We start from the raw sequence: 13722 nt of genomic DNA on the forward strand, positions 1-13722 counted from the left end.
ACGATACGGTCCGTGAGCAAACCAGCCCCCGAGTTTCTCTACTCCGATCTGCTGCCCATCGGGCCCGACGAGACCCCGTACCGTCTGATCACCACCGAGGGTGTGTCGACCTTCGAGCTCGGTGGCCAGACCTTCCTCAAGGTGGAGCCGGAGGCCATCCGCAGGCTCACCGCGGAGGCGATGCACGACATCAGTCACTTCCTGCGTCCCGCGCACCTCGCCCAGCTGCGCAAGATCATCGACGACCCCGAGGCGTCGGGCAATGACCGCTTCGTCGCACTCGACCTGCTCAAGAACGTCAACATCTCCGCCGGCGGCGTGCTGCCGATGTGCCAGGACACCGGCACGGCGATCGTGATGGGCAAGAAGAGCGAGGGCGTGCTGACCGGCGTCGACGACGCCGAGGTCATCTCGAAGGGTGTCTACGACGCCTACACCCAGCTCAACCTGCGCTACTCACAGCTCGCTCCGCTGACGACCTACGAAGAGAAGAACACCGGCACCAATCTTCCGGCCCAGGTGGAGATCTACTCCACCGCGCAGGGCCCCAAGGGACCGGAGTACAAGTTCCTCTTCATGGCCAAGGGCGGCGGCAGCGCCAACAAGTCGTTCCTGTTCCAGGAGACCAAGGCGATCCTCAACCCGAAGTCGATCCTGAAGTTCCTGGACGAGAAGATCCGCTCGTTGGGCACCGCGGCCTGCCCGCCGTACCACCTGGCCGTCGTGATCGGCGGCACCTCCGCCGAATTCGCGCTCAAGACCGCCAAGTACGCGTCGGCGCACTATCTCGACAACCTGCCCACCGAGGGCTCGATGTCGGCGCACGGTTTCCGCGACCTCGAGCTCGAGGAAGAGGTCTTCAAGCTGACCCAGTCCTTCGGCATCGGCGCCCAGTTCGGCGGCAAGTACTTCTGCCACGACGTCCGGGTAGTGCGTCTGCCGCGCCACGGCGCATCGTGCCCGGTGGCCATCGCGGTCTCCTGCTCGGCCGACCGTCAGGCACTCGGCAAGATCACCCCGGAGGGCGTGTTCCTCGAGCAGCTCGAGACCGACCCGGCGAAGTACATGCCGGCCGCGGGTGTCGCCGAGGACATCGCCGGCGGCGAGGTGGTCGAGGTCGACCTGAACCGTCCGATGCCGGAGATCCTCGCGCAGCTGTCGCAGTACCCCGTCAAGACCCGTCTGTCGCTGACCGGTCCGCTGGTGGTGGCACGTGACATCGCACACGCCAAGATCAAGGAGCGCCTCGACGCCGGCGAGCCGATGCCGGACTACATGCGCAACCACCCCGTCTACTACGCGGGCCCGGCCAAGACCCCGGAGGGTATGGCGTCCGGCTCCTTCGGTCCGACGACCGCGGGCCGCATGGACTCCTACGTCGACCAGTTCCAGGCCGCCGGCGGCTCGATGATCATGCTGGCCAAGGGCAACCGGTCCAAGCAGGTCACCGAGGCGTGCCAGAAGCACGGTGGCTTCTACCTCGGTTCCATCGGTGGTCCGGCCGCACGTCTGGCCCTCGACTGCATCAAGAGCCAGGAGGTCCTCGAGTACCCCGAACTCGGTATGGAGGCAGTCTGGAAGATCGAGGTGGAGAATTTCCCGGCCTTCATCGTTGTTGACGACAAGGGCAACGACTTCTTCACCGACCCGAGCGGTACCGTCAGCGTCCCGCTCTCCGGCATAAGGATCCGATCAAAGGAGTAGACCGATGGCCGAGCCACAGGGCAAGCACGAGTTCCGCATCGAACACGACACGATGGGAGAGGTGCGAGTCCCCGTCGATGCCCTGTGGCGAGCGCAGACGCAGCGCGCGGTGGAGAACTTCCCGATCAGTTTCCGCCCGCTCGAGCGGACGCAGATCCGCGCGCTGGGTCTGCTGAAGCAGGCCTGCGCCAAGGTCAACAAGGATCTCGGGCTGCTCGACGCCGAACGCGCGGACGCGATCATGGCCGCCGCCGCGCAGATCGCCGAGGGCCGCCACGACGACCAGTTCCCGATCGACGTGTTCCAGACCGGTTCGGGCACCAGCTCGAACATGAACGCCAACGAGGTCATCGCCTCGCTGGCGAAGGCCGAGGGTGTCGACGTGCATCCCAACGATCACGTCAACATGTCGCAGTCGTCGAACGACACGTTCCCCACCGCAACCCACGTGGCCGCGACGGAGGCGGTCGTCGACAACCTCGTCCCGGCACTGGAGCATCTCCGTAAGGCGTTGGCGGACAAGGCGGTCGAGTGGCGCGAGGTGGTCAAGAGCGGCCGCACGCATCTGATGGACGCGGTGCCGGTGACCCTCGGCCAGGAGTTCTCCGGCTACGCGCGCCAGATGGAGGCGGCCATCGAACGGGTCACCGCCACCCTGCCGCGCGTGGGTGAGCTGCCCATCGGCGGTACCGCGGTCGGCACCGGCCTCAACGCCCCGCCCGGGTTCGGTTCGAAGGTGGTCGAGGAACTGGTCAGGCTGACCGGGGTCACCGAGTTGCGGCTGGCGAAGGACAACTTCGAGGCGCAGGCCGCCCGCGACGGACTCGTCGAGCTGTCCGGTCAGCTCAAGACGGTCGCGGTGTCGCTGACCAAGATCGCCAACGACGTCCGGTGGATGGGGTCGGGGCCGCTGACCGGTCTGGGCGAGATCCTGCTCCCCGACCTCCAGCCGGGCAGCTCGATCATGCCGGGCAAGGTCAATCCCGTTCTGCCCGAAGCGGTCACACAGGTCGCGGCGCAGGTGATCGGCAACGACGCGGCGGTCACCTGGGGTGGCGGCAACGGCGCGTTCGAGCTCAACGTCTACATCCCGATGATGGCCCGCAACGTGCTCGAGTCGATCACGTTGCTGGCCAACGTGTCCCGCCTGTTCGCGGACAAGTGCATCGTCGGCCTGAAGGCCAACGTCGAGCGGTTGCGCACCCTCGCCGAGAGCTCGCCGTCGATCGTCACCCCGCTGAACTCGGCCATCGGTTACGAGGAGGCGGCCGCGGTCGCGAAGCAGGCGCTCGCGGAGGGCAAGACGATCCGTCAGACGGTGATCGACCGCGGTCTCGTCGGCGACAAGCTCAGCGAGGCCGAACTCGACGAGCGGCTCGACGTCCTCAAGATGGCCAACCTGGATCGCGAACGCTGAACCACACCGTCTGCCGGGGCCGGGACGATCCGACCCCGGCAGACGGGTCATCACGGTAGCCGCGGCGGAAGGCCGGCGACCTGCTTCACCAGGGCGTCGGCACCGATCCCGCCGGGCACGACCACGTCCGTCGATGCAGCGGAACCGGTCTTACGTCCGATGGACCCGGTGTCTGCCGATCCCGACGAGGAGCCGCCGTCGGCCGAACCGGAACCGGACACGGAACCGCTCCCCGGCGAGCCGGTGGACCAGCCCGGGATGGTCCCCAGGCCGGGAACCACGAAGTCTCCCACCGAGATCTCCGGGATGATCCCGGCGTTGCTCGACCCGATTCGCGGCAGGCCGAGGTAGTTCACGGAGGAGTTGTCCCCCAGGAACCCGGCGGTGTTCTTGGTCGTGGGGAACAGGCCGATTTCGGTGCCGAGCCAGGCCAGTTCGATGGCCGCGCCGTTCTTCGAGACCGGCTTGAAGCCGTAGTCGCTGGTGAGCGCGACGATATCCGGACCGCCCAGGGTCAGCCGGGAGATGTCTTTGCTCAGCAGCGACTCTCCCGAGCTCAGCGAGGCCATGAGGTCGGACGCACTCAGGCCGTCGGCGAGCAGCGCGAAGGGGTTCTTCAGCGCCAGGCTGACGGTGCCGCCGGGCTTGTCGTGAGTGCCCTCGAGGAGGCCCAGGACGCCGACACAGTCACCGGCGGTGGATGAGTGGGCATAGGCGAATACCCCGACGCAGGTGACCTGCCCGGAGTTCAGGCCGCCGAGGCTGAGAGTGGGCGCAGACGCCGCCGCGATCCCCAGCACCGACACCGCAGTCGCGGTCCGGTTGATACCCGCCGTGGAGACCGCGATGCCGGGGCCGATGGCGGTCGCCGAGGCGCCGGCCCCGACCGAGAGGGCCACGCCTCCCAGCACCCCTCCTTGCGGCAACAGGTCCGAGGACCCGGAGGATGAACCGAACATCGCGGAACCCGACGAAGAACCCGACGAGGAACCGGCAGATCCGGTGTCGGCCGTCGCGCCACCGGGGCCGAGGGACGCCGCGGCAACGAGGGTCACCGCCATCGCCATTGCCGAGGCAAGCGATCTGGTGCGGCCGAGAAGTCGAGGTGTCATCCGAACACCGCTCCTTTCCGTGAAATCGATCACCACATCCATGTGGTGCGATCACTATGTCTCGCCACACCTTTGGCCGACCGGTCACTCGACAGGCGTTTGCGAGACGTGTCGAGGACACATTCGGGCCATGTCCACCGTCATCGGTGGTATCCGCGAATTCGGCGCCCCGCCACCCGGTCGACGAGGATCGGCGAGAAGAGGTGATGCCCTGACCGGCACTGTCGATCGTCGTGGTGGAACGGTGACGGTGTTGGTCGTCGCGCGGTCGGTGAATCGCGGATTCCGCCCTTCGGAACGGTCGACCGCGTAGCCGTCGTCGACCTCATCGGTGCCGTGCACCGCAGCCGGGTGATTCCTCACGCCGGTCGAAGCGCTCGATCCGGGTCTCAGAGGATTTCTGATCGCTTCCGCCCCTCGATCGGATACGAACACCTTCGGTGTGCTTCGCGGACCGAGATCACCCTGCGCCAAGGCCGACCGGCTACCGTCGAGGCATGCCGACGAACCTTCTCCCCTTCCCGACGGAGTGGCAGACCGGACTGGTGCTCGTCGCCCACCCCGACGATCCCGAGTACGGGATGGCGGCCGCGGTCGCACGATGGACCGGCGAGGGCAGGCGAGTCGTCTATGCGCTGGCGTCCAGCGGCGAGCGCGGCATCGAGGGACTGACGCCCGCCGAGACCGGGCCGCTGCGAGAGGCGGAGCAGCGCGCGTCGGCGAAGATCGTCGGCGTCGACGAGGTCGAGTTCTGGGGTTTTCCCGACAGCGACATCCGCAACACCCCGGAGTTGCGCTCGAAGATCACCGAGACCGTCGAACGCGTTGCGCCGCAGGTGATCCTGTCGCTGTACGGCGGGCCGGAATGGGCGCCCGGCCAACCGAACCAGCGCGACCACATGGAGTTCTCCGCCGCCGTCCTCGACGCGTACGACGAACTGGCACGCCGGCTGCCCGACGCCACGCCGGCGTGGTTGTTCGAGAACGGTCCCGCGCCGACGCACGTCGTCGACGTCGACGATCAGATCGAGATCGCCGTGCGGTCCCTGGCGGCCCATGACCGCTACCTGTCGGTACTGGACCCGGACACGCCGGTCCCCGACCAGGCCCGCCGTCAGATCGAGTCGGCGACCGCCCCGCGGGACGCCTCCGGGCGGCATGTGTCGGGCTTCGAGCTGAAGCGCTCCCGGGACTCCCGGACCATGGTGGACCCGACCTAGGCCTCACTCCCCCGTGACCTTCGGCCCCTCCCGATCACGACCGCGCCACGAGATGGTGGTGGTGTCGTCACATTCGGGGTCGGGCTCACGGATGGAGGTGATCAGCCATCACGCTCACGGGCGTTCTCGTCGTCAGCCTCCTGGCGTTCCTCGTGTCCGCCGTCACAGGCCTCTCCGTGTGGCTCGTGGTGGGATTCGGCCTGTTCAGCGGGCTACAATCGGTGGCGCTGGTCGCCGAGCGGACATCCGCTTGGCGGCTGTGACGGATCGGGTTCTCTCAACTCGTGTCCTTTGACCGGACCAAAAGACATCTTATCTGCCGTTGGGGTCTATGAGATCCAGCTCACACTTCGGCACACTGAAGTAGTCGATCGTCCGAGAGGTAAGAAACCATGACAGCCGTCTCACCCATGTCCGCCGAGACCGAGGGTTCGTCGGACCGGTACTGCGACAGCTGCGGACGCGTCTTCACGGTTCATCGAAACGTCCCGCCGCAGGGAATCGACGATCTGGCCCGCGCCAGTGGCTGGCACATCGGGGCCGAGGAGACCTTCTGTCCCGCGTGCCGGCAAGCCCGGCTCAGCATCAGCGACACCTGAGGCCCACAAGGCCCCAGGTGTCGCTCTTCGTTTCGCGATCCGTCATGTTCCGCGAGGGGTCAGCCCCCGATACCGGTTCCGAGCGCGGTCCCCGGTCCGAAGAGAGAGGGAACCACACCGACCAGCAGTGACAGCAGATCGGGCAACACTTCCGCGCCGGGGATCTCGGGAGACGTCGGCGGCGTGGTACCCGGGGTTGTTTGAGGGGTGGCTCCGGGGGCCTCGCCGGCCGGCGGGCCCTGATTCACGCCGATGGTGATCTTCGGGCTCTTCGCTGGGTCGAGCCAGACGAGCACCTTCTTCATGAGCTCGCGTTCGATGGCAACGCAGCCCATGGTCGGCTGGTTGTTCGTGACGTGTAGGAAGATCGCCGACGCCCGGCCCGGGATCCGCTGCGGGTTGTGCGCGATGTTGACCGCGTAGTCGTACACGGGCCCCGAGTCGTACAGGTTCTCGCTGTCGCCGCCGGGGCTCTGAGCCTGGCGGACGTGCGTGTTGTACGTCGGCGACTTGGGGTTGGAGTCCCACCAGTCCTGCCGGTCGACCTTGATGTACGGCATCTTGGTGCCCGGATTCTCCTGACGGCCGAAGGCCTGGTCGAGAGCGAACGTGCCGGCCGGCGTCCGGTAGACGTTGTCCTGCGGCTCACCCATGCCCAGCGAGCCCAGGAACGCCCGGGTCGGCCCGATGACGGGCTTCCAGCTGCCGTCGGTGCCCTTCTCGAAGGCCGTGAGGGTGGCGGTGGTGTCCGATGCCTTGGGCGCGGTCACGACGATCATCTGCGAGGTGTCGCCACCGCTCGTGCCACCGATCCCGTCGCCGGACCCGTTCTGCCCGGAGAGCTTGTTCAGGATCTCGTCGAGGATCGGGATGCCCAGCCCCGGGCCCGCACCGGGGATCGACGGCGTGGTCGGTGTGGTGGGTGTGGTCGGTGAAGTCGTCTCCGGCTCGGCGAACGCCTGGCCGGCCCCACCCGCGCACGCCGCAAGCACCGCGATCACCAGTAGTCCCAGAAGTCTCATTCGCCCCATCAGTAACTTCAGCACCACACCAGTGTGCCAGTGCGCAAGTGGCCCGTGAGTCACGTGATGGTCACGGTGCCGTCAGGATCGGATCAACCTTCCACCCAGGCCGCATCGGGGTGATCCACGACATCCCCGATGGGCCTCGACGCTCCGCGATCCTCTACTCCGCGGGCAGACGCCCGGCAGGCAACGTGCTGTGGACCGACACGAGAAGGCCGCGCCGTCCCCTTTCTGGGGATTCGACGCGGCCTCCCGGCAGATCCGCCCGCTCGCCACGCTCCCGGCGCGGACACACTCCCGGCGCGGACACACCCCGCCCGCTCGCTACGCTCCCGGCGCGGACACACCCCGCCCGCTCGCTACGCTCCCGGCGCGGACACACCCCGCCCGCTCGCTACGCTCCCGGCGCGGAGGGCCCGAACTCCTCCAGCATCTCCGTCACCAGTGCCGCGATCGGCGAACGCTCACTGCGCGTCAGGGTGATGTGCGCGAACAACGGGTGCCCCTTCAGCTTCTCGATCACCGCGGCAACCCCGTCGTGCCGGCCGACGCGCAGATTGTCGCGCTGCGCGACGTCGTGGGTCAGGACCACCCGCGATCCGGCGCCCAGCCGGGACAGCACCGTGAGCAGCACATTGCGTTCCAGTGACTGCGCCTCGTCGACGATGACGAACGAATCGTGCAGCGACCTGCCGCGAATGTGCGTCAGCGGCAGGACCTCGAGCATCCCGCGACTCAGCACCTCGTCGATGACCTCGGGCGACGCCAGGCCCTCCAGGGTGTCGAACACCGCCTGCGCCCAGGGACCCATCTTCTCGGCCTCGCCACCGGGCAGATAGCCGAGTTGCTGACCGCCGACTGCGTACAGCGGACGGAACACCACGACCTTGCGCTGGGTGCGGCGCTCCAGCACGGCCTCCAGCCCGGCGCACAACGCGAGCGCGGACTTTCCGGTGCCGGCCTTGCCGCCCAGCGACACGATGCCGACGCTGTCGTCGAGCAGCAGGTCCAGCGCGATCCGCTGTTCCGCCGAACGCCCGTGCAGCCCGAACGCCTCCCGGTCACCGCGCACCAGCTGCACCCGCTTGTCCTCGTTCACCCGTCCGAGCGCACTCGACGTCGCACTGAGCAGCCGGATTCCGGTGTGGCACGGCAGTTCCCGGGCCTCGTCGATGTCCACGACACCCTCGGCGAACAGCGCGTCGACAGTGGCGGTCTCGACGTCGAGCTCGGCCATGCCCGACCAGCCGGAGACCACCACGTCCTGGGCGTGGTACTCGTCGGCGTCGAGCCCGACGGCACCGGCCTTCACACGCAGCGGGATGTCCTTGGAGACCAGCGTGACGTCGTTGCCCTCCGCGCGCAGGTTGAGCGCACAGGCGAGGATGCGCGAGTCGTTGCTGTCGGTGCGGAAGCCGGCGGGGAGCACCGCCGAGTCGGTGTGATTGAGTTCCACCTGCAGGGTGCCGCCCTCGGAGCCGATCCCGATCGGGAGGTCGAGCCGTCCGTGGGCCAGTCGCAGGTCGTCGAGCAGGCGCAATGCCTCACGCGCGAACCAACCGAGCTCGTGGTGGTGACGTTTGCCCTCGAGTTCGCTGATCACCACCAGCGGAAGAACCACGTGGTGTTCTGCGAAACGCATGACCGCCCAGGGATCGGACAGCAGCACGGAGGTGTCGAGGACGTAGGTGCGTGTGGTCACGTGGGGCTCCTACGTTCGTGCGGCGCCCGCACAAACCAGTTCTGTAGTCGACCGGCTGGTCCGAATGTCCGGGTCCTCGGCGTCAGCCGAGGTGGACGAGGACCGGGGCCGGTCCCCTCGCGATGCTGGTGCAAACCACGAATCGAACCTCCCGGACGGATCGCTTCCCCGCGGTCCGTCACCCGTCAACGTACGCGCGAATTGGCCCCTCGGCTCGTCGAGATCAGGTGTGTCGGCGTGAATTTCGCGTTAACGCGGGTATCGTCAGCCCCGGGGACGCAAACGGCGCCACCAGGACTTTTCTCGTCCTGATGGCGCCGTGAGAACTTGTCTCGCCGCGCGTGCCTAACCGCGGGCGCGGGACAGGATGCGCTGACGCGCCGCCTCGGCCTCGTCGCCGAGTCCTTCGACGGAGTCGAGCTTGACCGCGTCGGCGAACGCCGTCGCGATCTCCTTCCAGGTGTCCTCGTTCTCGTAGTCGGCGATGAGCGCGCGCTCGGCGTCGAAGTCGTCGATGTCGTGGCCGATCGCCTCGGCACGGCCGACCGCGAGCGCCTTGTCCATCGCGATGACGGTGGTGTCCTGGTCGGCGACGATGCCGGCGTTGAGGAACTTGCCGAAGGTCGTCGACTGCAGGTCGTCGTCGGCGGAGATCTTCGACAGGATCTGGACGAGGACCTCATCGTCGGCGATTGCCGAGAGGCGCTTGATGAAGCTGACGCACTGGTTCTCGTGCACGGCCATCAGGGCGAGCACGTCCATCGGGCCGAGCTCGGCCATCTCCTCGGAGCTCTGGCGGTAACCCTTGGTCACGTGCACCAGACGACGGTGTTCGGCGTCGACCGGGTCGACGGCGCGGCGCACGATGAGGTAGTCGCGCAGCACGATCGAGTGCCGGTTGTCCTCGGCGGTCCAGACGCCGATGAGCTGACGCCACTCGGAGAACGCCGGGAAGTGCTTGGCCAGCACGCGGTGGTAGGACGGCAGCTGATCCTTGGTCAGCAGCAGCGCCAGCAGCGCGGCCCGGGCCTCGTCGGACAGCGTGGCCTGCGAGGGATCGAAGTCCTCGCCGCCGAGGAAGGCGAAGTTGCGCCCCTCGTCCCACGGCACCCAGTCGTGCGGCTGCCACGGGGTGGCGGCCGCCCTGTGCTCTTCGGCGATCTCGGGAAGAGCCTTCTCGAGGGCGATGATCAGGTCGTCTTCAGTGAGTGCGTTCATCGTTGCCAAGAATACGTACGCCGCCTCGCGCGGAGCAATTCAGGTCACACTCCTCGCGAGACGGCGTCCGTGGGATCCGGTCAGATGCGGCTCATCAGGCCCCACTCCTCGAGTCCCTCGTAGAGAGGGAAGTCGAGGGCGAGCTTGGAGACGCGGCCGCGCAGCGCAGAGACGTCGGCGGACGTGCCGGCGGCCAGCGTGGTGGCGATGATGTCGGCGACCTCGGTGAACTGCTCTTCGCCGAAGCCGCGGGTGGCCAGCGCCGGGGTGCCGATGCGCAGACCCGAGGTGACCATCGGCGGGCGCGGGTCGAACGGCACGGCGTTGCGGTTGACGGTGATGCCGACCTGGTGCAGCAGATCCTCGGCCTGCTGACCGTCGAGGTTGCTGTTGCGCAGGTCGACGAGGACCAGGTGGACGTCGGTGCCGCCGGTGAGCACCGAGATGCCGGCGTTGGCGACGTCCTCACCGGTGAGGCGCTCGGCGAGGATCTTGGCGCCGGCGAGGGTGCGCCGCTGGCGATCGGCGAACTCCTCGGTGCCGGCGATCTTCAGCGCGACGGCCTTGCCGGCGATCGCGTGCATGAGCGGGCCGCCCTGCTGGCCGGGGAACACGGCCGAGTTGATCTTCTTGGCCCACTCCTGCTTGGCCAGGATGATGCCCGAGCGCGGGCCGCCGAGGGTCTTGTGCACGGTCGAGCTGACGACGTCGGCGTGCGGGACCGGCGACGGGTGGAGTCCGGCGGCGACGAGACCGGCGAAGTGCGCCATGTCGACCCACAGGTGGGCTCCGACCTCGTCGGCGATCGAGCGGAACGCCTCGAAGTCGAGGGTGCGCGGGTACGCCGACCATCCGGCGACGATGACCTTCGGCTTGACGTCGAGGGCGATCTTGCGCACCTCGTCCATGTCGATGCGGAAGTCTTCCTTGCTCACGCCGTAGAAGGCGTTCTCGTAGAGCTTGCCGGAGAAGTTGAGCCGCATGCCGTGGGTGAGGTGGCCGCCGTGGGCGAGGTCGAGACCGAGCATGGTCTCCCCCGGCTCCATGAGGGCCTGCAGCACGGCGGCGTTGGCCTGCGCACCCGAGTGGGGCTGCACGTTGGCGAACTCCGCTCCGAACAGTTCCTTGGCGCGGTTGCGGGCGATGTCCTCGACCACGTCGACGTATTCGCAGCCGCCGTAGTACCGGCGACCGGGGTAGCCCTCGGCGTACTTGTTGGTGAGCACGCTGCCCTGGGCCTGGAGGACCGCGCGCGGAACGAAGTTCTCCGACGCGATCATCTCGAGAGTGTCCCGCTGACGGCTCAGTTCGCCGTTCATCGCGGCGGCGACATCAGGGTCCAGCTCCGCCAGGGACATCGAGTTCACGGATGACGAGTTCGAGGTCATGGGGTCAAGTCTAGGGACGGCGATGCCGAATCCCCTAACCAGCCACCTGCGCCTTCTGGCGGGCGGCCGCGAGTTCGCGTCGCAGGCTCGCCGGGATGAGGGGTTCGTCGAGCAGGCGGCCGAACGCCGCGGCACGGTCGTCGGCGGCGTCGAGCCAGCGTTCGAGCAGCTGGTACCCCTCGACGTAGGTGCTGATGTAGGCGCGCCACAGCGGCGAGGTGAGGAATCGGAGCATCTGCCGCGCACGCTCCGGCGGGGCGAGCAGCCAGGTCTGCAGGAACTCCGCGACGGTGTCGGCGTCGGCGTGCCGGTCGTGCAGCATCAGCGCGGCGTCCTGGCGCACGGTGATCAGCGGTGCGGTGGCCCGCGACACCCGAGCGGCCCGGTCGGCGTCGAAGCGCAGGCCGAGGTCGGCGTAGATCTCGGCGGCCCAGCCGTGCCAGTCCGGACCCATGATCGCGGTGAGCGCGTGGTCGGCGAGCCCCTCGGCCATGAGGCACTGCGGGGTGTTGACGAGAAAGATCGACTGCTCGTGCTGTCCCGCGCCGACGAGCAACTGCTCCTTGCGGCAGTGCTCGGTGTGATGCCCCGGGTAGGCCTCGTGCGCGATGAGGGTCGGCAGCGACGACATGTACTGGGTGAGGTCGGCGTTGATCGCAACCTTGGAGCGATAACCGCCGAGGTAGTAGTTGAACCCGGACCAGGGCCTGTCCGTGACGACCTCGAACTCGACGATCTCGTTGTCCGGCAACGGGTACTGTGCCCGCACGCGTTCCCGCAGGGCGCTGCTGAACGCCCGCACGCACTCGTCGACCCTGGCCGGCGGGATCTCGTCGGCACGGCGATGGGCCGCGTAGGCGTCGCGCAGGGCCGCACCCGTCGCCCCCGGGACGCCGAGCGCCTCGGCCAGCGCGACGTGCGCGGCCTCGTATGCCTCGGTTCCGGCGGGCGCGATGTCGACGTCGAAGTAGGCGCTCACCTCGTCGACGAACGAGATCTCCTCGCCCGCGAACCTGCGCGCCGAGCATTCCAGGGCCCGCAGGTGTACGGCGATGAACTCGGCACGCTCGGCCGGCAGCCCGCCGGGGAGTTCGGCCAGCAGCGCCCGGGCGCGCGCGGCGAGTTGCGTGGGTTCCGGGGCGGGTGCGTTCTCGATCTCCGCCCGCAGCGCCGGATCGCCGGTGTAGGCGTCGACGAACCCCTCCTCCAGGCGGTCGAAGGCCAGTCCCAGGCGCAGGTAGTCGGTGACGAGATCGGGGTTCGCGGTGTCGGCCGGCATATGGCCGAGGCTACCTCGGGTACACCTCTGTGTCGTAGGCAATCGCGTGCCCCTAAGCTGTACGACATGACGACCCGGGCATCCGCGCGTACGACGACCCCGGAGCTGCGCTGATGGCTCGTAACGCCAGCGACCGGGACCCCAGCCTGTATCTGGAGCTGGACCGAAAGCAGTGGCGTGAGCTCCGCGAGTCGATGCCGATGGTTCTGACCGAGGACGAGCTCTCGGAACTCGTCGGCCTCGGCGAGCAGATCGACCTCCAGGAGGTCGCCGACGTCTACCTGCCGCTGTCGCGCCTGATCCACCTGCAAGTGGCTGCGCGCCAACGACTCTTCGCCGCGACGTCGACGTTCCTCGGAGAACGCCAGACCAGCCGCCAGGTGCCGTTCATCATCGGGATCGCGGGCAGCGTCGCGGTCGGCAAGTCGACCACGGCGCGCGTCCTGGCAGCGCTCCTCGCGCGCTGGGAGTCCCACCCGAAGGTCGATCTGGTCACCACCGACGGATTCCTGCTGCCCACCGCCGAGATGCAGCGACGAGGCATCCTGCACCGCAAGGGTTTTCCCGAGTCCTACGACCGCCGGGCGCTCTTGCGGTTCGTGACCGAGGTGAAGTCGGGGGCCCGCGAGGTCGCCGCGCCGGTGTACTCGCACCTGGCCTACGACATCGTGCCCAACGTCTATCACTATGTGCGCCAGCCCGACATCCTCATTCTCGAGGGCCTCAACGTCCTGCAGACGGGCCCGACGCTGATGGTGTCGGACCTCTTCGACTTCTCGATCTACGTCGACGCCAAGATCGAGGACATCGAGGAGTGGTACATCTCGCGATTCCTGCAGATGCGGACGACATCGTTCGCCAACCCGGACTCGCACTTCCACGCCTATGCCTCGCTCACCGACGAGCAGGCGACCGCCGCCGCGCGTGATCTGTGGATCTCGATCAACCGCCCCAACCTGATCGAGAACATCCTGCCCACGCGTCCCCGCGCCACACTGGTCCTGCGCAAGGACCACGACCACTCGATCAACCGGGTGCGACTGCGGAAACTCTGAGCC

The 13722-nt window shown here is 67.9% G+C and carries 11 protein-coding genes; 5 read left to right on the forward strand and 6 right to left on the reverse strand.

Features of this window, described 5'->3' with window-relative positions; all coding sequences use genetic code 11:
* Positions 1-12 precede the first annotated feature (12 nt).
* Both ABFT43_RS10695 and ABFT43_RS10700 read left to right on the forward strand, forming a co-directional pair.
* Positions 13-1704, forward strand: coding sequence for a fumarate hydratase (locus ABFT43_RS10695; protein ID WP_347960330.1), 1692 nt, complete (start codon positions 13-15; stop codon positions 1702-1704).
* Positions 1705-1708: 4 nt separating this feature from the next.
* Complete coding sequence (locus tag ABFT43_RS10700; protein WP_347960331.1) at positions 1709-3121, forward strand: class II fumarate hydratase; 1413 nt, start codon at positions 1709-1711, stop codon at positions 3119-3121.
* Positions 3122-3171: 50 nt separating this feature from the next.
* Here ABFT43_RS10700 and ABFT43_RS10705 read toward each other — a convergent pair whose 3' ends face one another.
* Positions 3172-4233 (reverse strand): hypothetical protein, encoded by a 1062-nt coding sequence (locus tag ABFT43_RS10705; protein WP_347960332.1) that lies wholly within the window; start codon positions 4231-4233, stop codon positions 3172-3174.
* A 497-nt stretch (positions 4234-4730) separates the two neighbouring features.
* On the opposite strand from ABFT43_RS10705, the gene ABFT43_RS10710 reads away from it, so the two are divergent.
* The gene (locus ABFT43_RS10710) at positions 4731-5453 is read left to right on the forward strand and encodes a PIG-L deacetylase family protein (RefSeq protein ID WP_347960333.1); all 723 of its coding nucleotides are present in this window, start codon (positions 4731-4733) and stop codon (positions 5451-5453) included.
* 392 nt (positions 5454-5845) lie between these two features.
* Positions 5846-6052 (forward strand): hypothetical protein, encoded by a 207-nt coding sequence (locus ABFT43_RS10715; RefSeq protein WP_347960334.1) that lies wholly within the window; start codon positions 5846-5848, stop codon positions 6050-6052.
* A 59-nt stretch (positions 6053-6111) separates the two neighbouring features.
* Here the strand turns inward: ABFT43_RS10715 and ABFT43_RS10720 are convergent, their stop codons facing one another.
* The 5 genes from ABFT43_RS10720 to ABFT43_RS10740 form a co-directional block, all read right to left on the reverse strand.
* On the reverse strand, positions 6112-7074 hold the full coding sequence (locus ABFT43_RS10720; RefSeq protein WP_347960451.1) for a L,D-transpeptidase family protein: 963 nt from the start codon (positions 7072-7074) through the stop codon (positions 6112-6114).
* 397 nt (positions 7075-7471) lie between these two features.
* Positions 7472-8779, reverse strand: coding sequence for a PhoH family protein (locus ABFT43_RS10725; protein ID WP_347960335.1), 1308 nt, complete (start codon positions 8777-8779; stop codon positions 7472-7474).
* A gap of 345 nt (positions 8780-9124) precedes the next feature.
* Complete coding sequence (locus tag ABFT43_RS10730; RefSeq protein WP_347960336.1) at positions 9125-9997, reverse strand: acyl-ACP desaturase; 873 nt, start codon at positions 9995-9997, stop codon at positions 9125-9127.
* Between the two features lie 80 nt (positions 9998-10077).
* Complete coding sequence (gene glyA / locus ABFT43_RS10735) at positions 10078-11385, reverse strand: serine hydroxymethyltransferase (RefSeq protein ID WP_347960337.1); 1308 nt, start codon at positions 11383-11385, stop codon at positions 10078-10080.
* Positions 11386-11419: 34 nt separating this feature from the next.
* The gene (locus ABFT43_RS10740) at positions 11420-12664 is read right to left on the reverse strand and encodes a DUF885 domain-containing protein (RefSeq protein ID WP_347960338.1); all 1245 of its coding nucleotides are present in this window, start codon (positions 12662-12664) and stop codon (positions 11420-11422) included.
* A gap of 113 nt (positions 12665-12777) precedes the next feature.
* On the opposite strand from ABFT43_RS10740, the gene coaA reads away from it, so the two are divergent.
* Entirely contained in the window at positions 12778-13719 is a 942-nt protein-coding gene (coaA, locus tag ABFT43_RS10745) for a type I pantothenate kinase (protein WP_347960339.1), read from the forward strand.
* Positions 13720-13722: the final 3 nt, after the last annotated feature.

It is taken from the genome of Gordonia aurantiaca, from assembly GCF_039939235.1.
Taxonomy (GTDB): Bacteria; Actinomycetota; Actinomycetes; order Mycobacteriales; family Mycobacteriaceae; genus Gordonia.

Bases quoted from the DNA above. Each gene is read 5' to 3' on its own strand.
- ABFT43_RS10705 (WP_347960332.1), bottom strand. From the start codon at position 4,233: ATGACACCTCGACTTCTCGGCCGCACCAGATCGCTTGCCTCGGCAATG.
- ABFT43_RS10730 (WP_347960336.1), bottom strand. From the start codon at position 9,997: ATGAACGCACTCACTGAAGACGACCTGATCATCGCCCTCGAGAAGGCT.
- ABFT43_RS10700 (WP_347960331.1), top strand. From the start codon at position 1,709: ATGGCCGAGCCACAGGGCAAGCACGAGTTCCGCATCGAACACGACACG.
- ABFT43_RS10720 (WP_347960451.1), bottom strand. From the start codon at position 7,074: ATGAGACTTCTGGGACTACTGGTGATCGCGGTGCTTGCGGCGTGCGCG.
- glyA (WP_347960337.1), bottom strand. From the start codon at position 11,385: ATGACCTCGAACTCGTCATCCGTGAACTCGATGTCCCTGGCGGAGCTG.
- ABFT43_RS10710 (WP_347960333.1), top strand. From the start codon at position 4,731: ATGCCGACGAACCTTCTCCCCTTCCCGACGGAGTGGCAGACCGGACTG.
- ABFT43_RS10715 (WP_347960334.1), top strand. From the start codon at position 5,846: ATGACAGCCGTCTCACCCATGTCCGCCGAGACCGAGGGTTCGTCGGAC.
- ABFT43_RS10740 (WP_347960338.1), bottom strand. From the start codon at position 12,664: ATGCCGGCCGACACCGCGAACCCCGATCTCGTCACCGACTACCTGCGC.
- coaA (WP_347960339.1), top strand. From the start codon at position 12,778: ATGGCTCGTAACGCCAGCGACCGGGACCCCAGCCTGTATCTGGAGCTG.